The following is a 26,354-nucleotide window of genomic DNA, read 5'->3' on the forward strand; positions in this document are numbered from 1 at the left end:
ATGGGGACCCTAACTGTTCAGGCTCACCGTTTAACGGGTCGCAGGCGGACATCCGTGGTATGGGTCACCTTGAACAGGCCGACGCCGACCGCCTGCGCGCGTGGCTCGCGGAGGTCCGGTCGGCGGAGGCGACCGCGGCGCTGATGGTCGCCGTCGCGTACGACAGGGGAATCGGTACGTCGGAGCTCGCCTCGTGGTACGGCCGCTCAGAGGCGTGGGTCGAGGAAACGATCGCGGCGCTCGACTCGCCGGGGTTCGTCTCGACGGTCGCCCGTCTCGAAGGGGTCGACATCGAGGCGATCGCCGCGGAGTCGAACCTCGCGCCGACGACGGTCCGCGACTGGTTCGACGACCTCGCCGACGAGCCGGTCGCGGACGCGGCCGACGTGGTTCGGCGGTACGCGGAGGGGTCGGCCGAGCCGGTCCGCACGGGGACGTCGTCGACCGTCTACCACCTCGACCGCGACGCCGCCGTCGAGCGCGGCTGGTCGCTCGACGACGACGACCTCTTCGCGAAGGCGGCCGACGCCGACCTCGACCTCCCGGAGTACGGTCGCTTCCTCGTCGAGCCCGGCGAGTCGATCCTGGAGGCCGCGGAGCGGGGCGGCCGCTCGTGGCCGTACGCCTGCCGCGGCGGGGCCTGCTCGAACTGCGCCGTGATCGTCGTCGAGGGCGACGTGGCGATGCCCGGGCAGTCGATCCTCTCGGACGAGCAGATCCGCGAGGCGAACGCCCGCCTCTCCTGTGTCGGCGTCCCGATCACCGACGAGGTGAAGGTCGTCACCGGCGTCGGCGACGCCGACGACTTCGCCGACCTCCGGCTCCCGTCGCCGGCCGACGAGACCGGCGCGTCGGACTGAGGTCGCGGCATCCGGGACCCGCCGGTCCGGCGGCGGGCGCTACTCCTCGGTCTCGTAGTGCTCCCCGGCCGCCTCGGGAATCTGGGTCCGGCCGACTAAGGCGAGGACGACGATCACGACGACGTACGGGATGGTCTGGACCAGCGTGTCCGGGACCGCGTAGCCGAGCTGCTGGAGCCGGATCTGCATCGCATCAAGGCCGGCGAACAGCACGCCCGCGCCGAGCGTCCCGAGCGGGTTGTAGTTGCCGAAGAGGTACGCGACGATGGCGATGAACCCCTTCCCCTGGACCATCGTCTCGCCGGAGCCGACGAACTGGCCGATCGACAGCGCCAGCGCCGAGCCGCCGACCCCGGAGAGGACGCCTGAGAGCAGGACGCCCGCGTAGCGCACCTTCGAGACGGAGACGCCGACCGTGTCGAGCGCCTTCGGGTTCTCGCCCGCCGCCCGGAGGTGCTTGCCGAACGCGGTCCGGTTCAGCAGCCACCACGAGCCGAGGGTCGCGATGACCACCAATGTCGCGGAGTACTGCCACCCGACGCTCACGCCGAGGTTCGGCGTGTTGACGCCGCCGAAGAACACGGTCGACATGAACGGCGCGAGCCCTAAGGCGATGAGCCAGACCGCGAGCCCGGCGATGATCTGGTCGGCTTTGAACTCGATGCAGACGACCGCGAACACCCCCGCGAGGAACGTCGACGCGGCGATGCCGGCGAGGAACGCGACCCCGAGCGCCGGGATACCGAGGACGGCGTTGCCGACGCCGACGACCGACGCGGCGTACACCGACACGAACGCCGAGATGATGAGCAGTCCCTCCAGCCCGATGTTGATGACGCCCGACTTCTCGGCGAAGATGCCGCCGAGCCCGGCGAGCACGATGGGCGCCGCGAGCCGCGCCGTCGACTTCGCCGTGCTGGTCGAGAAGACGATCCCGGCGAGGTCGCCGGCCACTGACTCGGGGAACGCGACCCCGAGCACGCCGAGGACCGCGAGCACCCCGACGGTACCCGCAAGAAGCGAGCGCACGTAGCTCGACTCGCTCGCCCACTGGAAGAGCGAGGTCGGCGAGAGCGGGTTACGCATCGGTCTCACCCCCGTCGCCACCCGCGGACTCGTCGGGGTCCGTCGCACCCGCACTGCCCGCACCGCCCGCACCGCCCGCGCCGTCGACGCCGGCATACCGGCCGATCATCCGGAAGAACTCCGGCATCGCCACGAACAGGATGATGAGCCCGCGCAACACGGCCACGAGCTCCGTGGGGACGTCGGTGCGGAACCCGATCTCTAGGGCGCCGCCCTTCAGGATCCCGAAGAGGAACGCCGCCGGCAGCACGCCGATCGGGTTGTTTCCGGCGAGGATGGAGACGGTGATCCCGTCGAAGCCGAGGTCCGGGATCGAGGCCATCCACCGGCCCTCGGACATCAGCACCCACACCGAGCCGCCGATGCCGCCGAGCGCGCCGGAGAGCGTCATCGCCCGCACGGTGGTGAGCTTCGCGTTCACGCCGCCGTACTCGGCCGCGGCGGCCTGGACGCCGCTCGTCCGGAGGTCGTACCCGAGCGAGGTGTGCTCGACGAAGTAGTAGAGCGCCCCAATGAAGCCGATCCCCCCCAGCAGCGCGAGCAGCGAGAAGTCGGTCGACGGCGGGAACAGCACCGACGGGAACTGCGCGTACTCCGGGACGTACCGGGTGGCGACCACGGAGGAGCCCTCGGCGCGGAACACCTCCAACACGAGCACGTACGCGACGTTCGCGGCGACGAAGTTGAGCATGATCGTCGTGATCACCTCGTTAGCGTCGGCGTACGCCTTGAGCGCGCCGGGTATCGCGCCCCAGAGGCCACCGCCGACGGCGCCGGCCGCGGTCCCGACGACGATCAGCACGAGGCCGGCGACGGGGCCGGCCGGGAGGAGGGGTGCGAGCGCCAGGACAGTGAGCGCGGTCGCGAGCGCGCCGACGACGAGCTGGCCCTGCGTCCCGATGTTGAACAGGCCGGCGCGGAAGGCGACGGCGACGGAGAGCCCGGTGAAGATCAGAAGCGTCGTCTCCGAGAGCGTCAGGCCGAACGAGAGGTTGAACGGCGTCCAACCGGGGTTGAAGAGGCCGGGGTCGCCGACCGCGAACGGGTAGCCGAGCGCGCCGTTGAACAGCACGACGTACACCTCGAACGGATTATAACAGAACCCCAGCCCGGTGATCGGCATCGTCCAGGCCGCGGTCGAACACTGCGCGATCCTCCCCGAGACGAGCACGAGCGCGAAGCCGACGACGATCGAGAGAAGGATCGCGGCGAGGCTGATGACGAGCCGCTCCGCGACGCTCCGGTCGACGAACGGCGCGACCACGCGGGCGAAGACGGAGGGATCCCCGTCCGTGTCGGGGTCCGAGTCGCTCACGCGTCCACCCCCTCGTCGCCGCCGGTCGCTCCGTCGATCCCGTCGCCCGACGCGCCGTTCGCGCCGTCACCCGCCGTGTCATTCGCACCGTCGGCCGCGGCGTCGTGGATCGCCGCCCCCTCGACGGAGTCGTCGTCGAGCGACTCGCCGGCCATCAGCAGCCCGATCTCCTCTTCTGTCACGGTCGCGGGGTCGACGACGCCGGTGAACTCGCCCTCGTGCATCACCGCGAGGCGGTCGGAGAGCCCCTGTACCTCGTCGAGCTTCGAGGAGACGAGGAGGACGGCCTTCCCCTCGGCGCGCAGTTCGAGCAGTCGGTCGTGGAGGAACTCCGTCGACCCGATGTCAACGCCGCGGGTCGGGTGGGTGGCGACGACCAGCTCGGGGTCGCGCTCGAACTCGCGGCCGACGATGAACTTCTGCTGGTTGCCGCCCGATAACGACTCGGCCTCCGACCCGGCGTTCGGCGGCCGGACGTCGTACTGCTCGATGACCGACTCCGCGTGGTCCCGCGCGGCGCGCCAGTTGAGGCGGCCGCCGTTCGCGAACGGCGGGTCGTGTTGGCTCCCTAAGATCCCGTTCTCGACGAGGTCGTACGACATCACGAGGCCGCGCTCCTGTCGATCCTCGGGGATGAACGCCATCCCGCGGTCGATCCGGTCGCGGCGCGTCTTCCCGACCATCGACTCGCCGCGGTAGCGGACGTCGCCCGACGCCGACTCGCGCAGGCCCGTGATCGCCTCGACGAGCTGGGACTGACCGTTGCCGTCGACGCCGGCGACCCCGAGGATCTCGCCGCCCCGGAGCTCGAAGGAGAGGTCCGAGACCGCCTCGACGCCCCGGTCGTCCTCGACGCTGAGGTCCGTCACCTCCAGCACGCGGTCGCCCGCCTCCTGCGGCGACGTCGCGGGGTCCATCAGCACCTCTCTGCCGACCATCATCTCCGCGAGCTCCTCGCGCGTCACGTCGGCCGCAGCGACCGTGCCGACGTTGACCCCGTCGCGGAGGACGGTGATGTCGTCGGCGGCCGACAGCGCCTCGCCGAGCTTGTGCGAGATGAAGATGATCGTCTTCCCCTGCTCGGTGAGCTCGTCGAAGACGCCGTACAGCTCGTCGACCTCTTGGGGCGTCAACACCGCGGTCGGCTCGTCCATGATGAGCACGTCGGCGCCGCGGTACAGCGCCTTCAGGATCTCGACGCGCTGCTGTTCGCCGACGGAGATATCGGCGATGGTCGCGTCCGGGTCCACGTCGAACCCGTAGCGCTCGCTCAGTTCGACGACGGCCTCGCGGGCCGCCTCCCTGTCGACGCGCAGTCCGCCCCAGGTCTTCGGCTCGTTGCCCAAGACGACGTTCTCCCACACCGTCATCGGGTCGACCAGCATGAAGTGCTGGTGGATCATCCCGACGCCGGCGTCGATCGCGTCCCGCGGCGAGTCGAACGACTGCGCCTCGCCGTCGAGGCGGACGGTCCCCTCGGTCGGCTGGTACAGGCCGTACAGCACGTTCATCAACGTGGTCTTGCCGGCCCCGTTCTCGCCGAGCAGGGCGTGGACGCTCCCGCGCTCCACCGCGAGATCGACGTCGTCGTTCGCGACGACCCCGGGGAATCGCTTCGTGATGCCGTCCAAGTGGACCGCCGGGTTCATTCACCCGTAACTCCGCGTCGGAGCCTAAAAACGCGCGGATTCCGAGCCAACGCGCGTCGTCCTGTCTGTCGTCCGACCAGAGTAGCAGAAAACCTCCGCGGTCGGGGGGTCAGTCCCGAGACCGCGATCCGTCGCGCCGCGTTCAGTCGGTCGTTTCCGGGACTTCGATGTTCCCGGCGATGATCTCGTCGCGCGCGTCCGCCACGGCCGTCGTGATATCGTCCGGGACCTCGTCGCCGATCTCCTGTCCGTAGACACACTCGACGCCGTTGGAGTCGAGCCCGAGCGCCGTCGTCGAGCCGCCCTGGTGGTCGTCGTCGATGACGTTCGAGATCGACTCGTACACCGCGGTGTCGACGCGTTTCACCATCGACGCCAGAATGACGTCGGCGAACGACTCGTTGGAGACCGACTGGTCCTGGTCGACGCCGAAGGCGAACCGGCCCTCCTCCTCTGCGGCCTGGAACACGCCGACGCCCGTCGCGCCCGAGGCGTGGTAGATGATGTCCGCCCCGCTCTGGTACATCGACAGCGCCGCCTCCTGGCCGCCCGTCGGGTCGGCGTAGCTGCCGACGTAGCTCGAGGTGACGTCGACGTCGTCGGTCGCGTAGTCGACCCCGGCCTCGAAGCCGGCCTGGAACCGGCGGATGACCGGGCTGTCGACGCCGCCGACGAACCCGACGGTCGTCGAGTCCGGGTCCGTCTCGCCGGCGCCAGCCGAGAACTCGGTCTCGGTCAGGCGGCCGGCGAGCACGCCCATCAGGAACGATCCCTCGTGCTCGCGGAACAGGTAGCTCGCGACGTTCGGCTCGTCGACGACGGTGTCGACGATCATGAAGTCCTGGTCGGGGTAGTCGGGCGCGGTCTGGCTGAGCGCGTCGCCCTGGTTGAACCCGATGGTGGAGACCAGGTCGTAGGCGGGGTCCGTCGACCCGGCGTACTGCTGCTGGAACTGCTCGAACTCGCCGGCGCCGTCGGGCTCCGACTCGTCGTACGCGATGCCGAACTCCTCTTCGGCCTGAAGGATGCCCTGCTGGGCCGCGTCGTTGAACGAGTTGTCGCCGAGGCCGCCGTCGGAGTAGACGATGCCGACCCGCGCCGGCACGTCGCCGTCGCCCCCGTCGCCTCCGTCGCCACTCGGGCCGCCGCTACACCCGGCGAGGCCGACGAGGCCCGCTGCGCTTGCCGCCTTGATGAACCGCCGCCGATCGAAGTCGGATGCCATCTCACTACTATCCCCGTCGGAACGCGCCATAAATTCGTCGTTCCCCGCCGCATCGAGGTGACACGTTCGTGAAAACAGCCGGCGGAATACCGGGGTAATCGCCGGTCGATCCCGGCTTCCGATCCACGAACCCGGATTCCTCACGGTCGTAAACGAGGGCCGGAAGCGGAGGCCGTCCGGCGCCGAAGGTCGCGGCACCCGAACCGAGCGCCGAAGGTCGCGGCGCCCGGATCGTCCGTCGCCTACGCCGCCGCGACCGCGCTTTCGACGACGTCCTCGACCTCTGCGACGAGGGCGTCGACGTCGTCGCTCTCGGCGTACACGCGGACGTACGGCTCCGTGCCGGAAGGCCGCACGAGCGTCCACGAGGCGTCCGCGAACTCCAGCCGGACGCCGTGGTCCGTGTCCACCGCGGCGTCGGGGAACGCGTCCGGGAGCGTCGTCTCCAGCCGGTCCATCACGGATTCTTTCGCGTCGTCGGGACACGAGACGCTCACCTTGCGGTAGGGACGCTCGGTGACCGGCTCCCGGAGCGCGTCGAGCCCCTCGTCGGCGACGAGGCGCGCGATCACCGCCGCGGAGGCCACGCCGTCGATCCACCCGCCGAAGGCGACGTGGATGTGCTTCCACGGCTCGGCGGCGAAGACGATGCGGGTGTCGTCGCCCACCTCGCCGGCGGCGCCCGCCTCGCCGACCGCGCCCGCCTCGCCGAGGGTTCCGGCCTCGTTGGCCTCCTCCCGTACGGCGGCGATGCCCTCGTGGAGCGCGCCGAGCCGCACGCGCTCGACGCGCCCGCCGGCCGCCCGGACGCGCTCGTCGATGCGTCCGGAGGCGTTCGGCGTCGTCACCACGACGGGGTCCGCGGCGTCGCTCTCGCGCGTGTACCGCTCCGCGAGCACCGCGAGGACCGTGTCCTCGTGGACGACCTCGCCGTCCGCGTCGACGATCACGATCCGGTCCGCGTCGCCGTCGTGGCCGATGCCGAAGGCGAACCCCTCGGCGTCGCCGTCGCCGGCCCCCTCGGCGTCCGGCCGCTGGCGGCCCGGATCGTCCACCCCCTCGTTAGCGTCGGCGACGAACGCGCGCAGATCGGCGAGCGTCTCCGGGGTTGGCTTGCTCCCGCGGCCGGGGAAGTGGCCGTCGACGTTGCCGTTGAGCGTGACGACGTCGGCGCCGAGCTCCCGCAAGACGGTCGGCGTCGCGGGCGCGCTCATCCCGTTGCCACAATCGACCGCGACCCGCAGGCCGTCGAGAGGTGCGCCGAACCCCGCGGCGTACTCGCGGACGTCGTCGAGGTAGCCGTCAAGCGGGTCAGTCCGAGTCGCTTCAGTCCACTCGTCCCACGGCGCGACCGCCGCCTCGTCGGCGACCCGCTCCTCGACGGCGCGCTCTGCGTCGCGGTCGAACTCCGTGCCGTCGCGGAAGAGCTTGATCCCGTTGTCGGTCGGCGGGTTGTGCGAGGCGGTGAGCATCACGCCGTAGCGACCGCGCGAGGCGTGCGCGAGCGCCGGCGTCGGGAGTTGCCCGGCGCGGCGCACGTCGACGCCGCCCGCCGCCAGCCCGGCCTCCATCGCGGCCGCGAGCGCCGGGCCGGTCACCCGCCCGTCGCGGGCGAGGACGACGGTCGGCTCGGAGCTCGGCTCGGAGGATGACTCTTCGCTTCGCAATCGGATCTCGGCGCCCACGGCTCGCCCGACGGCGAGCGCGAGCGACGGCGTGACGCGCTCCTCGACGCCGCCGCGTATCCCGGCGGTTCCGAACAGGTTCATATCGCCCACCTCGGCGCCCGGGAGTTAGTAGGCGTCGGTTGCGGGCGGGGCGTTTAACAGGGCGGACGACGCACGACCGAGCGATGACCGACCGCGTTCGCGCGCACGTCTTCGTCTCGGGCCGCGTTCAGGGCGTCTTCTACCGAGCGAGCACCCGCGACGCCGCCCGCGAGACGGGCGTCGACGGCTGGGTGCGGAACCTCGACGACGGCCGGGTCGAGGCCGTCTTCGAGGGGCCAGAGGGCGACGTCCGGGACATGGTGGCGTGGTGCGAGACCGGGAGCGAGGCCGCCGAGGTCGAGGACGTCGACGCCGAATACGGCGAGCCCGAGGGCGAGGACGGGTTCGAGATCAGACGGTGACGCGGCCGGGTCAGTCGTCGTCCGCGGTCGCCGACTCCCCAGTGCCGGCAGCGCCCTCGGCGCCGCGGCCGGGACCGTCCCGCACGCCGAGTTCCTCCAGCGCGCGCAACACGACGATGGCCTCCACCACGTCGCGTTCCTCGGTATAGGGGTCGTCGACCGCGTCGAGGGTCGCTTCGGCCTCGCTCGCGAGCCGCGCCTCCAGTTCAGTCTGATCCGTCTCGGCCTTCGTCGCGGACAGCAGCGCCTCGTGGTCCTCGCGGAGGTCGAGGGAGACGTGCGCCGCGTTACACCGCGAGAGAGGATGCGTGTCCATCTCGATGGCGAGGTCGCTCACGAGGTCCCAGTCGTCGGCGCAAAAGCGGAGCGTCACCGTGCCGACCACGTCGCGCCACGCGATCGGCCCTCCGTTCTCCATCAGCCGGAGCGCTCGCGGCGGCACCGCGATCCGGGTGTGGGTGTCGTCGCGGCCGCACAGACAGCAGGGGGTGTTCTTCAGTCCGGCGTACACATCGATCGCTATGCGCCGGAGAAGGGTGTGCGTTTCGCCGCTGAACGCCGTTCCGACCCCCGATATCTCGAAAGATCTGAACTGCGGCGCCATTCACTTATAAATAGACAAGGCGGTGCGGTGGCGCGTGCCTGCGAGCGGCCGTCAGGCCGCGAGCCAGCACGCGCGAGGGAGTCGGCCGGCCGGAGCGAAGCGGAGGCCGGCCGACGAGGCTGGGGAGGTGAGAGGCTGCGGTGCCGTGCGGGACGGGACGGGACTCAAAGGGGCAGCCGCGAGGACGCCGCAGACGACGTAAGCACCGCAGCGAGTGAGCGGAGCGAACGAGCGAGGAGCGCAACGAGTGTGCGGCGTCCTCGCGGCTGGGGCTTTGAAGGTGTCGTCCGTCAGTCTGGAAGCAGCGGTTTATAAATAGACAGCCACGCGGCCAAGCATCACTTATAAACAAACAACAGTACAGATCCCGAAATATTACGCGTCACATTCCGCGAGCCACTCGTGGGCCCAGTCGTCGATCTCCTCGAAGACGGGCGCGAGCGACTCGCCTTTGGCAGTTAAACTGTAGTACGTCGCCACCGGCGAGTCCTCCTCTAACCGCCGATCCACGAACCCGGTCTCCTGGAGGTCGTCGAGCACGCGCGAGAGTGTCCGAGCGTTCGCGTCCGTCTCGCGTTTGAGCTCGTTGAAGCGCGCCTCGCCGTTCAACAGCTCGTGGAGGACGACGAGCCGCCACTGCGATCCGATCTGCTCGATGGAGTCGATGACCGGGCAGGGCGTGTCGGGTGTGGTCGCCTCGGTCGCGGTCGCCTCGGTCGCCCCGTCAGCGCCCGAGTCCGCCGCTTCCGCCGTCTCCGCCGACTCCGCCGCCGAAAGGTCCTGTGATGACATCGGTGTTACCTACTAACCGTATTGTCCGGGAAGCGATAAATAGGTTACGTCCGTATAGCAGGTTACACGATGTTAGCTGAATTCGCGACGTTACCGCTCCAGTTCGACACCCCTCTCGCGGGCGAACTCTTCTTACTCGGCCGGATCCTCTTCGGCGTCACGCTCGCGTTCATGGGCCTCAACCACTTCATGGACCTCGAGACGATGGCCGGCTACGCCGAGTTCAAGGGCCTGCCGGCGCCGCAGTTCTCCGTTATCGCGTCCGGCGCCGTCCTCGTTCTCGGCGGGCTCGGCGTCGCCGCCGGCGCCTTCCCCGTCCTCTCCGCCGGCGCGCTCGCGTTCTTCCTCCTCGTCTCCGCCGTGACGATGCACGACTTCTGGTCGATGGACGACCCCGAGGAGAAGCAGAACGAGATGACGAGCTTCCTGAAGAACGTCTACGGCGCCGGCGCCGCGCTGGCGCTCCTCGCCGTCGGCGGTAGCTCGTGGCCCTACGCGGTCGGCATCGGCCTGTTCTGAGCCGCACACGCGACGTTTTTCCGACCGACGCACACGCTTCCGTTCCCTTTTCGCCGCCGCTCGACGACCGCTTCGAACCGCCAGTACGACTAACTGTCCTCCCGACAAGCGATCGCACAGATCATGACCGACGCGCCGCCGACGACCGGGCTCCACCACGTCACGAACATCTGTACCGACATCGAGGAGACCACCGCGTTCTACGAGGACGTCCTCGGCTGGCACACGGTCAAGCGGACCCAGAACTACGACGACCCCGGGACGCCGCACTACTATTTCTCGTCGACGCCCGCGGGCGAGCCCGGAACCACCGTCACCTACTTCGAGTATCCGAACTCACAGGGGACGCCCGGCCCGGGCGCGAGCCACCACTTCGCGTTCGGCGTCGAAGACGAGGCGACGCTTGAGGAGTGGCAAGCCCACCTCGAAGCCCACGACGTCGAGGTCTCCGAGGTGAAGGACCGCACCTACTTCAAGAGCATCTACTTCACCGACCCCGACGGGCTCGTCTTCGAACTGGCGACCCAGGGGCCGGGCTTCACCCGCGACGAGGACGAGCCCGGAAGCAAGGTCATCGACCCGTTCGAGAAGGGCTACGAGAACTGAGGCGCCCAGAACTCTCAGTGCCCGGACGTCTCAACGCCCGGGCCTCGCTGGAGTCACTCCCCCTCGACGAGCGCCGCGAACCGGTCGAGCGCGCGCCGACAGACCGGGACGTAGGGGGCCGCGATCAGCGGAACCTCGATCACCGCCCGGCACCTGTCCGGATCCTCCGAGTACCGGTCGACGCGGTGCCCGGTCGCGGGGATTCCGGCCACCACCCAGTCCCACCGGAGGCGCGTCGCCCCAGTCACCCGGAACGGGATCCAGGCGCCCACGACTCGGACCCGTCCGGTCGTCCCAGTTTCGACGAACCGATCCGTGCTCTCGACGCCGCTGACCGACGGGCTCCAGTCGAGCCACCGGCGCGTGTCGCGGAGCGCCCTGGCTGTCCGCTCCGGCGGCGCGTCGATGTCACGACCGACCGCGAGCGTCGCGCCCTCACGGACCACGGAGACTCGGCCGTCGAAGTCGGCGTCTCCGGCCGCGGTGCGGGTTCCGAACACGAGACCACTTCCGGCGCCCGTTCCCCTCATCGCTACGGTCCGCCGCTCGTATTTGTACGTTCTTCCGGTTTCCGACGCGCTCGACAGTACTAATTCACAATTCGTCCATCAATCGGAGCGTCACCGGACTGCTCAATATTAATACCTTATATGGTATCAGGACTCATTATCTCTTTCCACGAAGGGTTAATACGGGGTTCCGAGCTATCGAAGGTCAATATGGCAAGCGATCGCGACACCATGAAAGACATCTCGCACACAGCACCGAACGACACGTCCGCGGACGCCGTCTGGGAGCGAGGCCGCGTGGCCGTCGAGGAAGAGGAAGAAGAAGAGTAACGCCAGCCGACCGTCGTTTCTCGCCGGAACGGTCCCGGCATCAGCCCGTCACACGACCGGAGAGCCGCGCGACCGCGTCGGTTCCCGTCGCACAAATCGGCACCCGTCGACACCCTCTTTGGCCTCCTTTCTCGACACGAGGCATGGTCGGAGCCACACTCGGCGTAATCGGGGTCGCAGCGGTGATCGTGTTGCTGGGGTTCAGCGCGTTCTTCTCCAGCTCCGAGACCGCCATCTTTTCGCTGCCGAGCGAGTGGTTCGACCAACAGGCCGGCACTGACGACCCGCGGGGAGATGTGCTGAAGGAGCTCCACGACGACCCCCACCGGCTCCTCGTGACGCTGCTCGTCGGGAACAACGTCGTCAACATCGCCATTTCGAGCATCGTGACCGTCCTGATCGCGAGCTACCTCCCGCCTGGGCCGGCAATTGTGGTGACGACGCTGTGTACGAGCTTCCTCGTCCTCGTCTTCGGCGAGATCGTCCCGAAGGCCTTCGGGCTCGGCAACGCGGAGACCTGGTCGCTGCGGGTCGCGTCGCCGGTGCGGCTGGTCGAGCGCGCCCTCTCGCCGCTCATCACGCTGTTCGACGGGATCACCCGGCGGATGAACGCGTACATCAGCGGCGACGCGAGCATCGAGAAGCCATACACGGAGTGACGCGCCGGCGGCCGCCGAGATCGGACGGCCGCCGAACTGCCGAGACCGACGCGCGGCCCCCGACGGCCCGAGGGATTTTGTCCCCGTGCCGCGACTCCGACCCATGAGCGATCCGCACCCCCTGCCGAGTTCTGCGTCGGAGCCGGAGCCGTTCCGGTACGACGGCGTCGTCGACCCCGGCGAGAAGCGGCACATCCGGTACGAGGTCGGCGAGACCTACCTCGGCGACCCGATCGAGATGCCGGTGACGGTGATAAACGGAGAGGGCGGCGGGCCGACGCTGTTCCTCTCTGCCGGGATCCACGGCGACGAGCTCAACGGCGTGAAGGTGGTCCAAGAGGTCGCCGACCGCTACTCGCCCGGCGAGATCCACGGGACGCTGGTCTGTCTCCACGTGTGCAACGTCCCCGCCTACGAGGCGCAGCGGCGCGACACCCCGATCTACGACCAAGACATGAACCGGTCGTTCCCAGGGAAGGAGCGGTCGAACACCACCGAGCGGATGGCGAACCGGATCTACCGGCGGTTCGTCGCGCAGTGCGACCTCGGGCTCGACTTCCACACCTCGACGCGCAACCGGACGACGATCTACCATGCTCGCGCCGACCTCGACGACGCCGACGTCAGGCGGCTCGCGCGGGCGTTCGCCACGAACGTGGTGTTGTACGGGACCGGCGACGAGGGGTCGCTCCGGTCGACGGCGACCGCGGACGGAATTCCGACCGTGACCGTCGAGATGGGGCGCGCCCACCGGTTCCAGCCGGTGCTCATCGAGAAGGCGTTGGAGGGGGTCGAGAGTGTCCTCGCGGAGTACGGGCTCACCCCCGGCGAGCCGGTCCACTGGCCCGGCTGGTATCAGTCGACCGCCGCCGACAGCACAAAGCGGTGGCTCCGCGCGGACACCGGCGGCCTCGTCGAGATGGAGTGGGGGCCGTACCCGCTCGTCTACGAGGGCGAGACGATCTGCACCGTCACGAACCACTTCAAGACGGAGGAGCACGCCGTCGAGGCGCCCTTCGACGGCCTGATCGTCGGGTCGCTGGAGAACCCCGTCGCCGCCCCCGGCCACCCGCTCTGTCACCTCGTCCAGCTCGACGCGGCGACGCGCGAGGAGATCGAACGCGAGATCGACACCGGCGAGTTCGACGGCTACCGCTCCCACGGCGACGCGTGGGGCGACGACTGAGCGGGTCGCGACCGCCGAGCAAACCCTCGCCAGCCGCGCCGTCACCGCGTTCTCGCCGCCGATAACCGCGGGCGTGGGTTTAACCCGGCCGACGGCGGAGCCGAGCGCATGATCGAGGTGTCGGGGCTGCGGAAGACCTACGGTGACTTCGCGGCCGTGGTCGACAGCGACTTCGCCGTCGACGACGGCGAGGTGTTCGGGATCGTGGGCCCGAACGGGGCCGGGAAGACGACGACGCTCAAGATAATCGCCGGCCTCGTCGAACCGACCGACGGCGAGGTGACCGTCGCCGGGTTCGACGCCTCGGACCCCGAGATGCGCCGGCACCTCGGGTTCCTCCCGGAGGAGTCGCCGCTGTACGAGGAGATGACCGCGCTGTCGTACCTCCGCTTCTTCGCCGACCTCTACGACGTGCCCCGGGACGTCGCCGACGAGCGGATCGAGGCCGCGCTCGACCGCCTCGAACTGGACCACCGCGAGCGCCGCCTCGGCGACGTCTCGAAGGGCATGAAACGCAAGGTCGCCATCGCGCGCTCGCTCGTCAACGACCCGGACGTGCTGGTGTACGACGAGCCCGCCTCCGGGCTCGACCCCGTGACGACGAACTCCGTGCTGGCGTTCACCCGCGAGCTCCGCGAAACGGGGAAGACGGTCGTCTTCTCCGCGCACAACCTCTACCACGTCGAGTCCGTCTGCGACCGCGTCGTGGTGATGAACGAGGGCCGGATCGTCGCCCGCGGGAGCGTCGACGGGATCCGCGAGCGACACGGCGAGACGACGTACCGCGTGTTCACCGACGCCGAGCCGACCGCGACGCCCGCGCTCGACGAGCTCGACGCGACGACCGAGGAGGTCGGCGACCGCTTCCGGACGAAGGTGCCGAGCATGGACGCGGTCGCGGCGGTCCGCGAGGCCGTCGACGACGCCGGCGGCGAGGTCGTCGACATCCGGAGCCGCGAGCCGAGCCTCGAAGACGTGTTCCTCGACATCGTCGGCCGGCCGATGCCCGGGCGCTACACCGGCGACCTCGGCGTAGACGGACGGAACGACGGCGGCGATGCCGCGAGCGACGTCGACGGCGGCGATGCCGCCGGCAATGCCGACAGCGACGAATCTGAAACCGAGACGAGGAAAACGGCGACGACGGAGGCGACCGAGTGATCGACAGGCTGCGCCGCGTCGGCCGCCGGCTCGCGGTCGGCGTCCGCCGCGTCCTCCGGGTTGCCAGGTGGGAGTCCGCCCGCGCGTCCGGGGGCGTCGACCGCCGGACGCTCGCGGCGGGGGTCGCCCTCCTCCTCGTTGCCGGCGGCGTCGTCGGCGTCGGCGTGGCGACGGGCGTCGCCGGGCTCGATGTCGATCAAGACGTGTACCGGGTCGGCGTCGACGCCGAGTCGCCGTACTCGGACGCGATCGAGGACGCGCCGTCGCTGCGCCCGGTCTCGGCCGGGTCGGCGTCGCTCGGCGACTCCGCCGACGCGGTCGTGATGACGGTGGTGCGACCCGGCTCCGGGGACGACGGATCGATCGACGCCAGCGACGTCGAGGAGGTCGTCGTGCGCGCGAGCAACACACAGAAGGGCGAGGCAGCGGCCGCGTCGGTCCGCGAGGCCGTCGCGTCGCACAACGAGCGGCTGATGCGCGCCGAGCCGAACCAGACGGCCGCCTTCCCGGTCGTCGTCACGCTCCGGTACGTCGGCCGAACGGCCGGCGTCGACGACGGCGCGACGCTCGGCGGGAGCGACGGCAGCTCGACGGACGGCTCGGACGGTGGGGGCGGCGGTAGCGACAACGGAAGCGATGGCGGCGACACCACGAGCGACGGCGACGGAGGCGACGGCGACGGAAGCGCGACGGGCGGGCCCGACTCCACCGACGACGGCGCGGGATCGGACGACGGCGGCTTCGCAGTGCCGTCGATCGGCGGCGCCGCCTTCGGTGCGAACACGGTCGGCTCGCCGGGGTCGATCACGCCGCCGTTCCCGTTCACCTCGCTGCTGTTAGCGTTCGCCTTCCTCGTGCCGATGAACTTCCTGATCCAGGCGTACGGCTCCTCGATCCTCGACGAGCGGACGAACCGCCGGGGAGAGCCGCTGCTCGTCACGCCGCTGTCGCCGGCCGAGATCGTCGCCGGCAAGACGCTGCCGTACGCCGTGGCCGCCGCGGTCGTCACGAGTCTCATCGCGGTCCTCGTCGGCGGCGGGGCGCTCTCCGTGGTCGCGGTGGCGCCAGTCGCGGCGACGTTCCTCGGGGCCACCTTCGTCGGCGCGATGTTCGCGCGCTCGTTCAAGGAGCTCACCTTCGTGACGGTCGGCGTGAGCGTCCTCCTGACCACCTATGCGTTCGTGCCGGCCATCTTCACGAACGTGACGCCCGTCGCGCTCGTCTCGCCGCTGACGCTCGTCGTCTTCGACCTCCAGGGCGAGGCCGTCTCGGCCGGCGAGGTACTCTTCTCGACGGCGCCGATGGCGGTCGGGGCCGCGCTGCTGTTCGGCCTCGGCCTCGGCGTCTATCGCGAGGAGGACATGTTCTCGCAGAAGCCAGTGACGCGGAAGTTCCTCGACGCGCTCGCGGTCCGGCTCTCCCCGGTACCGGCCGGCGACGGGGCGGTCGGGCGGGGGCTTCTCGACCGCGAACGACTCCGCGCGCTCGGCTCGGTCGCGTTCCTCACCGCCTGTACGCTCCCCTTCGTGTTCGTCGCGGAGCTTCTGGCTGTCGCGGTGCTGTTCGCGCTGCCGGTCACCGTGTCGATCCCGGTGCTGCTCGTGACCATCGCGTTCATCGAGGAGGTCGCGAAGAGCGTCGGCCTCTACGCCGGCTTCGAGCGCGGCGTCTTCGAGCGGAGCGGCCGCGTTGGGGACGGCGACGGGGGGAGCGACGAAACGCTCCGCGTCGCGCTCGCGGTCGGTCTCGCTTCGGGAACCGGGTTCTTCCTCGCGGAGAAGGCGACCGCGGTCGTCCAGGCGGTCGGGCTCACCGACCTGTTCCTCGGCCGGGCCGCCTTCGCCGACGTGGCCGGGCTCTCCGGGCTGCCGCCGCTCGCGCTGGCGGCGCTGTTCTTCGCGCCGCTCGTCCTCCACGTCGCGACGACGAGCGTCGCGAGCGTCGGCGCGAGCCGCGGCCGGACCGCCTACGCCGTGGCGTTGACCCTGGCGACACTAGGGCACGCCGCCTACAACGTGGGGGTGGTGAGCCTTGGATAGCCGCCTGACGATCGCCGGGCGCGAGCTCGCCGGGCTCCGCGCCGAGAAGACGATCCTGCTGGCGATCGGGATACAGCTGTTCATCGCGATGTTCTCGTCGTTCCTCGTCGTCGGGCTCGTCTCGATGTACGACCCGGGCGCGCTCGACGGGGCGGAGATCGAGGTCGCGGCCGCGGGCGACGCGGTCGAGGACTTGGAGCGCGCAGCGAGCGAGGTGCCGGGCGCCTCCGTCACGCGGTACGACGACGCGAGCGCCGCGCGGAGCGCCTTCGATCGGAACGCGGCCGACGCGGTGGTGGTCACCACTCGCACGGAGTCGGGGCGGGTGTCGGCCGCCGTCACCGCCCCCGACTCCACCGTGGAGACGACGGTGATCGTGGTGCAGCTCCGCGAGCTGTTGCGGACTTACGAGCTGAACGAGCGCGACGCCCGCGCCTCGTACCTCGACGAGTCGCCGCTTCCCCTGCCCGACCGGAGCGACACCAGCCCGTACTTCACGTTCACGTACACCGTGTTGATCCCGCTCCTCGTCTTCCTCCCGGTGTTCATCTCGGGGTCGCTGATCGTCGACTCGATCACCGAGGAGCTCGATCAGGGAACCATGGAACTCCTCCGCGTCGCGCCCGTCACGCTCGCGGAGATCGTCGACGGGAAGGCGGCCGCGGCGATCGGGATCGCTCCCGGCCAAGCCCTGCTGTGGCTGCTCCTCCTCGAGGCGAACGGCACCTCGGTCGCGAACGTCGGCCCGATCCTCGCGCTGATGACCGCGCTCACGACGCTCGTCGTCGCCGTCGCGGTCGGCATCGCGGCGGTCGCGCCCGACCGGCAGGCGGCCCAACTGCTCTACTCGGTCGCGGTCCTCGTGCTGTTCGGCGGCGCGACGGCGATGGCCGGCGGCCCCGCGAACGCGGTGGCGCGGCTCGCCATCGACAGCGCAGACGCGACGACGGGCGTCCTCGTGGTCGCGTACGCCGGTATCGCCGCGGCGGCGTACCTCGGCGTCCGTCGCGTCGTCGCGGTCGAGGGATTCGGTCGCTGAGGGATTTGGTCATGAAGGGATTTGGTCGTTAAAGAGATCAGCCGTCGAAGCGGTCGCCGAATCGCTTCGCGGTCGGGAGCCGCCACCCGCGAGCGACGGCGACGAGCCGGATGGCGACCGTCACCGCCGCGCACGCCGCGGCCGCGACTCCCGAGGGCCCGCCGAGCGCGCCGACCAGCCAGTACGTGACGCCGCCCAGCACGGCGCAGCTCGCGTAGAAGTCTTCGAAGAGGATGAAGGGGGCGCGGTCGAGGAGGATGTCGGCGAGCGCGCCGCCGCCGACGGCGTTGATCGTCGCGACGGCGACGACACCGAAGGCGGACACCCCCGCGTCCGTCGCGACGATGGCCCCCGTCGTGGCGAACGCGGCGAGGCCGACGGCGTCCGCGACGAGCGTCACCGGGTGCTCGTCGGGAGAGGCGAGCCACGCACTCAGTCCGACCGCGAGCGCGACGCCGACGAGCCCGAGGAGGATCTCGACCGGCGAGCGCAGCGCGAGCGGGACGCGGGCGACGAGAAGGTCGCGGGTGACCCCGCCGGCGAACGCCATCGCGAGCCCGACGACCGCGACGCCGAAGAGGTCGAACTCCTCTCGGACCGCCTTGCTCGCGCCGACCAGCGCGAACGCGACGAGCCCAACCGTGTTCATGACGGCGAACGGGTCGCCGAACAAAAGCGAGAGGACGCCCCCGGTCACCCGCCGAACGCCCCGAGACTCGACTGGAGCTCGCGCTCGGGCACCGCGTCCGTCAGCTCGTAGCCGACGAGCTCGCGCGCGTCGACCGCGTACGTCGAGCCGCCGCGGTCGAGAACGATTACCCGCCCCTTCCAGCCGCGGACGGTCCCCGCGGCCATCGTCTCGGCGACGGGGCGCTCGTCGAGGTCGAGCCCGTAGTCGAAGTCGAACCGCTCGATCGGGTCGAACCGGTCGAGAAGCGCCTCCCACGCGGCCTCGTCGACGGCGCGCCCGAACCCGTCGAGCTTCGTCGGGACGCGCACGCGGTCGACGAGGTCGTCGCCGGCTGCCAGCTCGGCCTCCACCTCGCGGGCGATCCGCCCGTTCGGGAAGGTCCGGATATGCGCCGCGCGGTCGGCGCCCTGCTCGCGGAGGCGAGTCCCGAGCCGCCACTCCTTGGTGACCCCGACCTTCAGCACGTTGGGCGCGAACGCGGCGAGGTACATTGCGTGCGTCTCGTGGCAGTCCATCTCGTCTTTCAGGCACGTCCCAGTGCACCGGGCGCACACCCAGACGTGCGAGTGGTCGTCGCAGTACGGCGCGTCCGGCGCGTCGCAGACGATGTGATCTCCCTCGTGGACCGTCCCCGCGCAGCGGCGGTCGCCGAGCCCGAAGGCGAGCTCGGTGCCGGGACTCGCGTCCACGTAGTCGACGGTCCCGCCGCTCGCGACGTAGAGCCCGCCGCCGATCGGTCCGTCCGCCTCGGCATTCGGAGTCCGTTCGGCGTCGCCGTCCGCGTCCGGCGAGTCGCTCGCGACGTCCGTCTCGTAGCCGACGACCTGCACGCCGCGAGGTACGGGGAGGCGGGGTTTATAGGCGTCGTCGGCCGTTTCTCTCGCCCGTGGCCCTTGAGGGAGCCGGAGCGCGCCCGCCGAGGAGTTTTCCCCGCGGGCGTCGCAGACGCGACCATGCTCGAGGCAGCGCTCGCGGCGACCGAGTCCGACGACGGGGTGGCGCTCTCGCTACGCATCGAAAACGCGGGTTCAGAGCCGGTCACGCTCGACTTCCGGACCGGCCAGCGCGCGGAGTTCACCGCGTACCCGGCGGACGAGGGTACAGCGGGCACAGCCGCGGACGAGACCGACCCTGTCTGGCGTTACGGCGAGGGCCGGATGTACACGCAGGCGCTCGGGAGCGAGACGATCGGCCCGGGCGAGGCGGTCGGCTACGAGGGGACGTGGCGGGACCCGGCATCCGGGACCTATCGAATCGTCGGCGAGGCGACGGCGACGGACCACGACGTGCGCGCGGAGACGGTCGTCGCCGTGGCGTGAGCCGGAATCAGGGCGTTCAGGCACCCCTCACGACCGAGATTTATAAGTAATACCGGCGTGGGCTCTCGGGTATGCGCACGGCAGCCCTCCCCCCTATCGTCGCCGCGATCGTCGCGCTCGCGGTCAGCGGAATCAGACGGCTCTCGCCGATCCTCCTCGAATCGTCCCTCTCGCTCCCGTCGGCCGAGGCGCTCTCGACGTACCTCGTGAGCGCCCAGTTTACGGCGTTCCTGCTGGTCTACGGCCTGCTGTTCGGCGCCGCGCTCCTCGCCGGTCTGGGGAACACTGACGTCTCGGCCACGTTGACCGCGCTGGCGACGGGCGCGAGCGCGACCGGTTCCTTCCTGCTCGGTTCGGCCGTCGTCCTCTGGTACCTGAGCCCGGACCGCGGTCCCGTCGTCACCGCCGTTTTCGCGCTCGGCGCGAGCCTCGGCGTCGGGATCCAGTTCGCGGTGGTCGCGTACGCCGGGGTCTCGCTCGGCGAACGCCGCAGCGAAGGACCGAGCCCGATCGTCCCCTGACCCCGGCGAGTCGGACGCCCGCGTGACTACGCCGAATCAGCCCCCTCGCCCCGCGCCGCGCTCTCGCCATGGATCGCGCGCTCGACCGCGGCCGCGAGCCGCTCGCGCGTGCGGTGGCTGGCCTCGGCGTCCGTGTCGACCTCGATCAGGTGCGACCCTTCTTCCTCGTGGGCCCGTGAAACGGCGGCGGCGACGTCGGCGGCGGCCGCCTGTGCGCGCTCGACCGGGCTCTCGCCGCGGTCCGCGAGCGCGTCGGGTCGCGCGTCGATCCGCGCGTACTCGAGGCCGTGGAGCTCGGCGAGCGGCTCGAACGAAAGCCCGTGCGGCGTTTTGAACGACTCGGTGAACGGCGGCTCGAACGACTCGATCGGGAGCTTGTGGAAGATGCCGCCGCCGTCGTTGTTGACCGTCACGACCGTGACGTCGACGTCGCAGCGGTCGACCGCGAGCAGGCCGTTCGAGTCGTGGTACAAGGCGATGTCGCCGACAACGAGCGTGAGGTCGTCGGTCGTCCCGCTGCCCGCACCGAGCGCGCTGGAGACGATCCCGTCGATACCAGAGACGCCCCGGTTGCCGAGCGCGGTGACGTTCGCGGTCGTCGGCCCGACGAACCGGTCGAGGTCGCGGACTGGCATCGAGTTGGAAACGAACAGCGTCACCGGGTCGGGGAGCGCGCTCGCGACCGCGCGGAGCGCGTCTCCCTCGTGGAAACCGGAGCCGACCGAGTCCGACTCGCCGTTCGCGACCGCCTCGTCCAGCTCCTCCGCCTCGCGGCCGTGAACCGCCTCGGCGACCCGGTCCGCCTCCTCCCACTGCGCGCGCCAGTCCAGATCGCCGCTCCCACCCGCGACGAGCCGTGAGAGACGGGCGCAGAGCCGGCTCGGCTCGGCGACGACGAGATCGGTCGCGGCGAACTCGGCCTCGCGCCAGCGCCCCGCGGGGTCGACCTGGTACTGGTCCGCCCCCGTCTCGGCCAGGTACTTCCGGAGACGCTTCGAGGTGGGCGAGGCGCCGAGACGAAGGACGAGGTCCGGGTCGGCCCACTCACGCGCCGCGTCCGTGGAGTTGTCGTCCCCCTCTTCCCGGCCGCCCGCGAGGTCGGCCGAGAGGTACGCGTCGTAGTTCCCGATCACGGGCGCGACGCGCGTGTGCCCGCCGTACCGGAGCCCGGAGAGCGGATCGGCCAGCACCGGGAACCCGGTCGCGTGCGCAAGCGCCGTGACCGATTCCGGGTCGATCCCCGGCGGGTCGGCGGGGCCGGCGACGATCAGCCCGCGGTCCGCGTCGCCCAGTTCGGTCGCGAGCGCGCGCAGTTCGTCGTCGCCCGGCTCCGGGGCGCCGGCCGTCACGTCCACGTAGGGTCCGTCGCGACCGCGCTCGGCCGCTTCCGGGAGATCGTCGGGCACGTCGCCCGGGACCGGCGTCGGCTCCAGCGGCTTTTTAAACGGGACGTTGAGGTGGACCGGTCCCTGGTCGGCGCCCTCGGCGGCCGCGACGGCGCGGGCGACAGTCGTGCGGAGCGAGCGGAGCGCCCGGTCGTTCGCGGCGGGCTCCGGGAGGTCCTTATAAAAGCGCACGGCGTCGCCGTACAGCTTCTCTTGGTCTGCGGTCTGGTTCGCGCCCGAGTCGCGGAGCTCCGGCGGCCGGTCGGCGGTGAGCGCGAGCAGCGGGACGCGGGCCTCGCTCGCCTCCATCACGGCGGGATGGTAGTTGGCGGCGGCGGTGCCCGAGGTACAGATCAGCGGCGTCACGCGGCCGGTCCGACGGGCCCGGCCGAGCGCGAAGTACGCGGCGGAGCGCTCGTCGAGCTGCGAGAACACCGTGAGTTCCTCGTGGCCCGCGGCGGCGACGGTCAGCGGCGTCGAGCGGCTGCCCGGCGAGGCGACGACGGCGTCGACGCCCGCGGCGACGAGCTCGTCGACGAGCGCGTTCGCCCACAAGACGTTCCGGTTCGGCGCGGTCATTACCGTCGCTTCGGGCGCCGACCTAAATACTCCGGCGAGTTCGGTCGGCGGTCCGACGGCAGGGCCGGTGCCTACTCCCCCGAGGGACGGAGGCCGACCTCACTCCGACTCCGAGGGCGACTCCGACTCTCGCCCGGTCACCTTCCGGATACACGAGGAGCCGAAGGGGCCGAGCTCGCCCGCGTCCAACTGGATGAAATGGCCCGTCGAAATCGACGTGCCGCAGCGCCGGCACTCGAACTCGCCTTCGCGCGCGACGACCTGACTGTCGTACTCGACGTAGGTCCCGTTGCGCCGGACCCGCAGTCGGGCGCCCTCGCGGTCGATGACGCCGCGCTTCTCGGCCGCGTCGAGGATGTCGCGGGTGAGCGCCGGGCTCGTCGTGATCGTCTCGATCCGGTCGACCGCGGCGGCGAGGTCGAGCTCCTCGCGTTCGAGGTGCGCCAGCAGCTCGACGCCGAGCTCCAGCTTCTCCTCGCGGGTCGACGGCTCCGTCACGCCCGGCGAGACGGCGCGATCCCTTTTAAATTGGCTGGATGGCGGCGGGGCTTCTCGGAGCGGTACGAGTCTCGACGCTCCGCGGACCGGCAGATTCACGTCGCGCGGCCGACACCTCCGGTCGTGGTCCGATCCCGAGACCGAACGCGTCGACGCCCCGCCTACCGCCGGCGCCCGAACGAGTTCTACTGGCTGTGGATCGCGGCGACCGCGACGTACGGCGTCGGCGACGTGGTCTCCACTATCGCCTTCCTCCGATACGTCCCGACCATCGAGGAAGCGAACCCCGTCGTGCGGTTCGCGCTGGAGTCGTTCGGGCTCTCCGGGCTCGTCGCGCTGAAGATAGCCGTCTACCTCGTCATGCTCTGGATCAGCGTCGAGGGCGCGCGCGAGGGCGACGGCCTGCTGTACTACTTCCCGCCGGTGCTGCTCACGGCGACAGGGACGTACCTCACCGCGAGCAACGTGCGGCTGCTGTGGCTCTCCTGAGGCCTCGTTCGCGAGCCTCGGCGATCGCCCCCACCGACACCGACTTTCCCGCGCGGCGCCGATCTGCCCCATGCTCTCTGACACCCCCGGGCTCCACCACGTCACGGGGATCGTCGGCGACCCCGAGGCCCACGCCGCCTTCTACGGCGGGACGCTCGGGCTCCGCCTGCTCCGCCGGACGGTGAACTACGAGGACCGCCTCCAGCACCACCTCTACTTCGGCGACGCGACCGGGTCGCCGGGCTCGGTGTTCACCGTCTTTCCCGACCCGAACGCCGACCCCGGACGGACCGGGAAGCCGGGGTACGAGGCCGTCGCCTTCGCCGTGCCGCCGGAGTCGCTCGACTACTGGCGCGAGCGCCTCGCCGACCGCGGGGTTGAGGCGAGCCCGCTCGATTCCGACGCGCGCTTCGGCGACCGCGGGCTGACGCTCGCGGACCCCTCCGGGACCCGGGTCGAACTGGTCGAAACTGAGAGCAGCGGGTCGGACCCCTGGACCGAGGGCCCCGTACCGCCCGAGCACGCGATCCGCGGACTCCACGGAGTGACCGCGCTCCCCGCGGACCCATATGGAACCGCGAGCGTGCTGGAGACGCTCGGTTTCGAGTACGAAGCGGAGGCGAGCGACCGCGTGCGGTACCGCGCGCCCGGCGACCGCGCGACGGCCGTCGACCTGCTCGACCGCGACGCGGCGTACCTCCGGGAGGGGCCGGGGACGCTCCACCACGCCGCGGTGCGCGTCGCGGACCGCGAGACGCTCTTAGAGTGGCACACGCTGTTCCGCGACCGCGGGTACGACGTCTCTCGCGTGAAGGACCGGCACTTCTTTCACTCGCTGTACGTCCGCGGCCCCGGCGGGCTCCTCGTCGAGCTCGCGACCGAGGCGCCGACCCCCGACGGGCCTCCCGGCCCGGGGCTCGCCGACCCCGAGGAGACCGGCCACGCGACCGACCTCTACCTTCCGCCGCGGTTCGAGGACGACCGTGAGCTGATCGAGTCGCAGCTCCCCACGTTCGACGGGCCAGGGGAAACCGGCGGACGCGACGGGGCGGGAGAAACGGAGCGATGAGCCGGCGGATCCCCGGCGTCTCCGGACCACACGCCGAAGCGACGCTCGTCACCGGCGGCGCCCCGGTCGCGGCCGCCGAGGTCGCGGTCGTGCTCGTCCACGGCCGCGGCGGCACGGCCGAGGGCCTCGTCCGCCTCGCCGACGAGTTCTACCGGTCGGGCGCGACGCTGCTCGCGCCCGGCGCGGTCCGGTCGACGTGGTTCCCGGCGCCGCACGAGGCGCCGCTGTCGGCCAACGAACCCGCGCTGACCTCGGCGGTCGACTGCGTCGCGAGCGCGGTCGACGTCGCGCGCGACGCCGGGGTCCCGCCCGAGCGCGTCGTCCTCGTCGGCGTCTCGCAGGGCGGCGCTGTCGTAGCCGAGTTCCTGCGGCGTCGACCCCGCAGGTTCGGGGGCGCGTTCGTCGTCTCGGCCGCGCTGCCGGGCGAGGAGGTCGACTCGACCGAGGTCGAAGCGGTCGAGGGGGCGGAAAGCGAGGGGTCGGAGAGCGACGCGGTCGGTCCCCTCGCCGGAACGCCGGTCGCGCTCGACAGCAGCGAGGCCGACCCGTACGTGCCCGCGGAACGCGTCCGGGCGACCGCGCGTGTCTTCGACCGCGCCGGCGCCGCGGTCGATCTCCGGATCGACCCGGGGGACGGACACGGCCTCTCGGACGCGACAATGGACCGGATCGGCGAGCGGATCGACGGACTACTCGGCGACAGGTGACGTGTCGGGTCGTCGAGCGGCCCCCCGCGGCTCCGCCGGTCCCGAACGTGTTCGCGCCGCCCGACATGCGGGTGTAGCGTCGAGGGTGAGGCGATGGCAGAACTCGACGTCAGGGAGATCCCACCGAACGAGCGACACGACCGGATCCACGACGCGTTTGCCGACCTGGAGCCGGGCGAGTCGCTCACGATCGTCAACGACCACGACCCGAAGCCGCTCTACTACGAGCTGTCGGCCGAGGTGCCAGCGTTCGACGACGAGGCGTACGCGGTCGAGCGCAAGGGACCGGAGCGGTTCGTCGCCGAACTACCGAAGGCGGCGTCGGGGGCAGAGTCGGAGACGGTCCGGCTCGACAAGCTCGACGGCGACCCGCACGCGTCGGTGTTCCCGGGTGAGGAACCGAAGACCGTCCGCCTCTCGCTGGCGGCCGGCGAGGGCGTCGCGGAACACGATCACCCCGACAGGACGGTGCTGTTCCACGCGCTGGAGGGCGCCTTCGACGTCGCCCTCGAGGGAGAGACCCACCACGTCGAGGCCGGCGAGCTGCTCCGATTCGAGGGCGAGCGGACCGTGCAACCGACCGCCCGCGAGGACGGGACCGCGCTGATCGTGTTGGCTCCGCGGGGAGAGCCGTAGGCGACCGGAGACGCGCGGCCCACCTCTCGGAGGGCGGCGGGCGGCGGGCAAAAACCGAACATGTTCGCTGAATTCCCGCACGCCGAGGCAGCGCACAGGGCGTTACAACTACACCCCACCAATGACCGACCACATGACAGACGACACGACGCTCGATCGGCGGCGATTCGTACAGGCGACGACTGCTGCGGGCGCGACCCTCCTGCTCGCCGGGTGTTCCGGCGGGGGCGGTGACGGCGGCGACGGTTCCGACGGTTCCGACGGGAGCGACAGCTCCGACGGGGGAGACGGAAGCGATGGCGGCGACGGCGGCGACGTCGAGTACCTCGGCGAGGAGCCGGACTACGGCGGCTGGTTCGACGGCGCGAACAACTACGAGCAGACCGTCGACGCCACCGGCCAGGACGAGGTCACGGTCGATGTCGGCGCGGCGGACGGGCTCTCCTTCGGCCCGGCCGCCGTTGCGGTGAGCACGGGCACCACCGTCGTCTGGGAGTGGACCGGTAACGGCGGCGGGCACAACGTCTCCGCCGAGTCGGGCGACTTCGAGAGCGAGACTGTCCAAGAGGAGGGCCACACCTTCGAGTACACCTTCGAGGAGACGGGGACCTTCCAGTACGTCTGTACGCCCCACGAGTCGGTCGGCATGAAGGGCGCCGTCGTCGTTCAGTGACGACGCGGCGAGCCTGAGCCGCGCTCCGGACGCCGACCGGACGAAAACGCTTTTTCCGCTGTACTCACCGGGTATCG

Annotated in this window: 28 protein-coding genes; 16 read left to right on the forward strand and 12 right to left on the reverse strand. The window is 70.8% G+C overall.

Going from position 1 to position 26,354, the window contains the following annotated elements; all coding sequences use genetic code 11:
• The first annotated feature begins 59 nt into the window (after positions 1-59).
• On the forward strand, positions 60-860 hold the full coding sequence (gene fer, locus ACOZ35_RS05590) for a ferredoxin Fer (RefSeq protein ID WP_424015451.1): 801 nt from the start codon (positions 60-62) through the stop codon (positions 858-860).
• A gap of 39 nt (positions 861-899) precedes the next feature.
• Here the strand turns inward: fer and ACOZ35_RS05595 are convergent, their stop codons facing one another.
• The 5 genes from ACOZ35_RS05595 to ACOZ35_RS05615 all read right to left on the reverse strand — a co-directional run bounded on the left by ACOZ35_RS05595 (position 900) and on the right by ACOZ35_RS05615 (position 7,904).
• A complete protein-coding gene (locus ACOZ35_RS05595; protein WP_424015452.1) occupies positions 900-1,946 on the reverse strand; it encodes an ABC transporter permease in 1,047 nt (348 codons plus the stop codon).
• Positions 1,939-3,261 (reverse strand): ABC transporter permease, encoded by a 1,323-nt coding sequence (locus ACOZ35_RS05600; protein WP_424015453.1) that lies wholly within the window; start codon positions 3,259-3,261, stop codon positions 1,939-1,941. Before ACOZ35_RS05600 ends, ACOZ35_RS05595 begins: the two co-directional genes overlap by 8 nt.
• A complete protein-coding gene (locus ACOZ35_RS05605) occupies positions 3,258-4,910 on the reverse strand; it encodes an ABC transporter ATP-binding protein (protein ID WP_424015454.1) in 1,653 nt (550 codons plus the stop codon). The genes ACOZ35_RS05600 and ACOZ35_RS05605 overlap by 4 nt, the downstream gene beginning before the upstream one ends.
• A gap of 142 nt (positions 4,911-5,052) precedes the next feature.
• Positions 5,053-6,135 carry a BMP family lipoprotein gene (locus tag ACOZ35_RS05610; protein WP_424015455.1) on the reverse strand — a complete coding sequence of 361 codons (1,083 nt, stop codon included), beginning with the start codon at positions 6,133-6,135 and terminating at the stop codon, positions 5,053-5,055.
• Positions 6,136-6,377: 242 nt separating this feature from the next.
• Entirely contained in the window at positions 6,378-7,904 is a 1,527-nt protein-coding gene (locus ACOZ35_RS05615) for a phosphomannomutase (RefSeq protein ID WP_424015456.1), read from the reverse strand.
• Between the two features lie 83 nt (positions 7,905-7,987).
• On the opposite strand from ACOZ35_RS05615, the gene ACOZ35_RS05620 reads away from it, so the two are divergent.
• A complete protein-coding gene (locus ACOZ35_RS05620; RefSeq protein WP_424015457.1) occupies positions 7,988-8,266 on the forward strand; it encodes an acylphosphatase in 279 nt (92 codons plus the stop codon).
• 10 nt (positions 8,267-8,276) lie between these two features.
• On the opposite strand, the gene ACOZ35_RS05625 is transcribed toward ACOZ35_RS05620, so the two are convergent.
• On the reverse strand, positions 8,277-8,777 hold the full coding sequence (locus tag ACOZ35_RS05625; RefSeq protein ID WP_424015458.1) for a hypothetical protein: 501 nt from the start codon (positions 8,775-8,777) through the stop codon (positions 8,277-8,279).
• Between the two features lie 468 nt (positions 8,778-9,245).
• Positions 9,246-9,662, reverse strand: coding sequence for a winged helix-turn-helix transcriptional regulator (locus ACOZ35_RS05630; RefSeq protein WP_424015459.1), 417 nt, complete (start codon positions 9,660-9,662; stop codon positions 9,246-9,248).
• Between the two features lie 69 nt (positions 9,663-9,731).
• Here ACOZ35_RS05630 and ACOZ35_RS05635 point away from each other — a divergent pair, with 69 nt between their 5' ends.
• Positions 9,732-10,181: a DoxX family protein gene (locus tag ACOZ35_RS05635; RefSeq protein ID WP_424015460.1), complete on the forward strand. Its 450-nt coding sequence runs from the start codon at positions 9,732-9,734 to the stop codon at positions 10,179-10,181.
• Between the two features lie 123 nt (positions 10,182-10,304).
• Positions 10,305-10,787, forward strand: coding sequence for a VOC family protein (locus ACOZ35_RS05640; protein ID WP_424015461.1), 483 nt, complete (start codon positions 10,305-10,307; stop codon positions 10,785-10,787).
• 53 nt (positions 10,788-10,840) lie between these two features.
• Here ACOZ35_RS05640 and ACOZ35_RS05645 read toward each other — a convergent pair whose 3' ends face one another.
• A complete protein-coding gene (locus tag ACOZ35_RS05645; RefSeq protein WP_424016036.1) occupies positions 10,841-11,287 on the reverse strand; it encodes an SRPBCC family protein in 447 nt (148 codons plus the stop codon).
• 482 nt (positions 11,288-11,769) lie between these two features.
• Here ACOZ35_RS05645 and ACOZ35_RS05650 point away from each other — a divergent pair, with 482 nt between their 5' ends.
• The 5 genes from ACOZ35_RS05650 (at position 11,770) to ACOZ35_RS05670 (ending at position 17,710) form a co-directional block, all read left to right on the forward strand.
• Positions 11,770-12,285 (forward strand): CNNM domain-containing protein, encoded by a 516-nt coding sequence (locus tag ACOZ35_RS05650; protein ID WP_424015462.1) that lies wholly within the window; start codon positions 11,770-11,772, stop codon positions 12,283-12,285.
• A 103-nt stretch (positions 12,286-12,388) separates the two neighbouring features.
• Positions 12,389-13,471, forward strand: a complete 1,083-nt coding sequence (locus ACOZ35_RS05655; protein WP_424015463.1) for a succinylglutamate desuccinylase/aspartoacylase family protein — start codon at positions 12,389-12,391, stop codon at positions 13,469-13,471.
• Between the two features lie 108 nt (positions 13,472-13,579).
• Positions 13,580-14,632 (forward strand): ATP-binding cassette domain-containing protein, encoded by a 1,053-nt coding sequence (locus ACOZ35_RS05660; protein WP_424015464.1) that lies wholly within the window; start codon positions 13,580-13,582, stop codon positions 14,630-14,632.
• Positions 14,629-16,671: a PrsW family intramembrane metalloprotease gene (locus ACOZ35_RS05665; RefSeq protein ID WP_424015465.1), complete on the forward strand. Its 2,043-nt coding sequence runs from the start codon at positions 14,629-14,631 to the stop codon at positions 16,669-16,671. The genes ACOZ35_RS05660 and ACOZ35_RS05665 overlap by 4 nt, the downstream gene beginning before the upstream one ends.
• Complete coding sequence (locus ACOZ35_RS05670; protein WP_424015466.1) at positions 16,664-17,710, forward strand: ABC transporter permease; 1,047 nt, start codon at positions 16,664-16,666, stop codon at positions 17,708-17,710. Before ACOZ35_RS05665 ends, ACOZ35_RS05670 begins: the two co-directional genes overlap by 8 nt.
• 37 nt (positions 17,711-17,747) lie before the next feature.
• Here ACOZ35_RS05670 and ACOZ35_RS05675 read toward each other — a convergent pair whose 3' ends face one another.
• Together ACOZ35_RS05675 and ACOZ35_RS05680 are read right to left on the reverse strand one after the other, a co-directional pair.
• Entirely contained in the window at positions 17,748-18,407 is a 660-nt protein-coding gene (locus tag ACOZ35_RS05675) for a trimeric intracellular cation channel family protein (RefSeq protein WP_424015467.1), read from the reverse strand.
• The gene (locus ACOZ35_RS05680; protein ID WP_424015468.1) at positions 18,404-19,231 is read right to left on the reverse strand and encodes a DUF2797 domain-containing protein; all 828 of its coding nucleotides are present in this window, start codon (positions 19,229-19,231) and stop codon (positions 18,404-18,406) included. Before ACOZ35_RS05680 ends, ACOZ35_RS05675 begins: the two co-directional genes overlap by 4 nt.
• Before the next feature lie 123 nt (positions 19,232-19,354).
• Between ACOZ35_RS05680 and ACOZ35_RS05685 the strand changes: the two genes are divergently transcribed.
• The gene (locus ACOZ35_RS05685; protein WP_424015469.1) at positions 19,355-19,720 is read left to right on the forward strand and encodes a BsuPI-related putative proteinase inhibitor; all 366 of its coding nucleotides are present in this window, start codon (positions 19,355-19,357) and stop codon (positions 19,718-19,720) included.
• A gap of 71 nt (positions 19,721-19,791) precedes the next feature.
• The gene (locus tag ACOZ35_RS05690) at positions 19,792-20,241 is read left to right on the forward strand and encodes a hypothetical protein (RefSeq protein WP_424015470.1); all 450 of its coding nucleotides are present in this window, start codon (positions 19,792-19,794) and stop codon (positions 20,239-20,241) included.
• A 26-nt stretch (positions 20,242-20,267) separates the two neighbouring features.
• Here the strand turns inward: ACOZ35_RS05690 and menD are convergent, their stop codons facing one another.
• Together menD and ACOZ35_RS05700 are read right to left on the reverse strand one after the other, a co-directional pair.
• Entirely contained in the window at positions 20,268-22,205 is a 1,938-nt protein-coding gene (gene menD / locus ACOZ35_RS05695; RefSeq protein WP_424015471.1) for a 2-succinyl-5-enolpyruvyl-6-hydroxy-3-cyclohexene-1-carboxylic-acid synthase, read from the reverse strand.
• 99 nt (positions 22,206-22,304) lie between these two features.
• Positions 22,305-22,703, reverse strand: a complete 399-nt coding sequence (locus ACOZ35_RS05700; RefSeq protein ID WP_424015472.1) for a DUF5830 family protein — start codon at positions 22,701-22,703, stop codon at positions 22,305-22,307.
• A gap of 123 nt (positions 22,704-22,826) precedes the next feature.
• On the opposite strand from ACOZ35_RS05700, the gene ACOZ35_RS05705 reads away from it, so the two are divergent.
• From ACOZ35_RS05705 to ACOZ35_RS05725, 5 genes are all read left to right on the forward strand, one after another.
• Positions 22,827-23,192, forward strand: coding sequence for a hypothetical protein (locus tag ACOZ35_RS05705; RefSeq protein WP_424015473.1), 366 nt, complete (start codon positions 22,827-22,829; stop codon positions 23,190-23,192).
• 70 nt (positions 23,193-23,262) lie between these two features.
• Positions 23,263-24,261 (forward strand): VOC family protein, encoded by a 999-nt coding sequence (locus ACOZ35_RS05710; protein WP_424015474.1) that lies wholly within the window; start codon positions 23,263-23,265, stop codon positions 24,259-24,261.
• Positions 24,258-24,968, forward strand: coding sequence for an alpha/beta hydrolase (locus ACOZ35_RS05715; protein ID WP_424015475.1), 711 nt, complete (start codon positions 24,258-24,260; stop codon positions 24,966-24,968). The genes ACOZ35_RS05710 and ACOZ35_RS05715 overlap by 4 nt, the downstream gene beginning before the upstream one ends.
• 93 nt (positions 24,969-25,061) lie before the next feature.
• A complete protein-coding gene (locus tag ACOZ35_RS05720; protein ID WP_424015476.1) occupies positions 25,062-25,604 on the forward strand; it encodes a DUF2249 domain-containing protein in 543 nt (180 codons plus the stop codon).
• Positions 25,605-25,737: 133 nt separating this feature from the next.
• On the forward strand, positions 25,738-26,277 hold the full coding sequence (locus tag ACOZ35_RS05725) for a halocyanin domain-containing protein (protein WP_424015477.1): 540 nt from the start codon (positions 25,738-25,740) through the stop codon (positions 26,275-26,277).
• Positions 26,278-26,354: the final 77 nt, after the last annotated feature.

Source organism: Halorubrum xinjiangense (assembly GCF_049604745.1).
Lineage (GTDB): Archaea > Halobacteriota > Halobacteria > Halobacteriales > Haloferacaceae > Halorubrum > Halorubrum xinjiangense_A.

What these genes read in the sequence shown, in the direction of transcription:
- ACOZ35_RS05630 (WP_424015459.1), bottom strand. Translation starts at nt 9,662, where the DNA reads ATGTCATCACAGGACCTTTCGGCGGCGGAGTCGGCGGAGACGGCGGAA.
- ACOZ35_RS05640 (WP_424015461.1), top strand. Translation starts at nt 10,305, where the DNA reads ATGACCGACGCGCCGCCGACGACCGGGCTCCACCACGTCACGAACATC.
- ACOZ35_RS05615 (WP_424015456.1), bottom strand. Translation starts at nt 7,904, where the DNA reads ATGAACCTGTTCGGAACCGCCGGGATACGCGGCGGCGTCGAGGAGCGC.
- ACOZ35_RS05595 (WP_424015452.1), bottom strand. Translation starts at nt 1,946, where the DNA reads ATGCGTAACCCGCTCTCGCCGACCTCGCTCTTCCAGTGGGCGAGCGAG.
- ACOZ35_RS05655 (WP_424015463.1), top strand. Translation starts at nt 12,389, where the DNA reads ATGAGCGATCCGCACCCCCTGCCGAGTTCTGCGTCGGAGCCGGAGCCG.
- ACOZ35_RS05715 (WP_424015475.1), top strand. Translation starts at nt 24,258, where the DNA reads ATGAGCCGGCGGATCCCCGGCGTCTCCGGACCACACGCCGAAGCGACG.
- ACOZ35_RS05720 (WP_424015476.1), top strand. Translation starts at nt 25,062, where the DNA reads ATGGCAGAACTCGACGTCAGGGAGATCCCACCGAACGAGCGACACGAC.
- ACOZ35_RS05635 (WP_424015460.1), top strand. Translation starts at nt 9,732, where the DNA reads ATGTTAGCTGAATTCGCGACGTTACCGCTCCAGTTCGACACCCCTCTC.
- fer (WP_424015451.1), top strand. Translation starts at nt 60, where the DNA reads ATGGGTCACCTTGAACAGGCCGACGCCGACCGCCTGCGCGCGTGGCTC.
- ACOZ35_RS05605 (WP_424015454.1), bottom strand. Translation starts at nt 4,910, where the DNA reads ATGAACCCGGCGGTCCACTTGGACGGCATCACGAAGCGATTCCCCGGG.
- ACOZ35_RS05660 (WP_424015464.1), top strand. Translation starts at nt 13,580, where the DNA reads ATGATCGAGGTGTCGGGGCTGCGGAAGACCTACGGTGACTTCGCGGCC.
- menD (WP_424015471.1), bottom strand. Translation starts at nt 22,205, where the DNA reads ATGACCGCGCCGAACCGGAACGTCTTGTGGGCGAACGCGCTCGTCGAC.
- ACOZ35_RS05685 (WP_424015469.1), top strand. Translation starts at nt 19,355, where the DNA reads ATGCTCGAGGCAGCGCTCGCGGCGACCGAGTCCGACGACGGGGTGGCG.
- ACOZ35_RS05710 (WP_424015474.1), top strand. Translation starts at nt 23,263, where the DNA reads ATGCTCTCTGACACCCCCGGGCTCCACCACGTCACGGGGATCGTCGGC.
- ACOZ35_RS05650 (WP_424015462.1), top strand. Translation starts at nt 11,770, where the DNA reads ATGGTCGGAGCCACACTCGGCGTAATCGGGGTCGCAGCGGTGATCGTG.
- ACOZ35_RS05690 (WP_424015470.1), top strand. Translation starts at nt 19,792, where the DNA reads ATGCGCACGGCAGCCCTCCCCCCTATCGTCGCCGCGATCGTCGCGCTC.
- ACOZ35_RS05620 (WP_424015457.1), top strand. Translation starts at nt 7,988, where the DNA reads ATGACCGACCGCGTTCGCGCGCACGTCTTCGTCTCGGGCCGCGTTCAG.
- ACOZ35_RS05610 (WP_424015455.1), bottom strand. Translation starts at nt 6,135, where the DNA reads ATGGCATCCGACTTCGATCGGCGGCGGTTCATCAAGGCGGCAAGCGCA.
- ACOZ35_RS05725 (WP_424015477.1), top strand. Translation starts at nt 25,738, where the DNA reads ATGACAGACGACACGACGCTCGATCGGCGGCGATTCGTACAGGCGACG.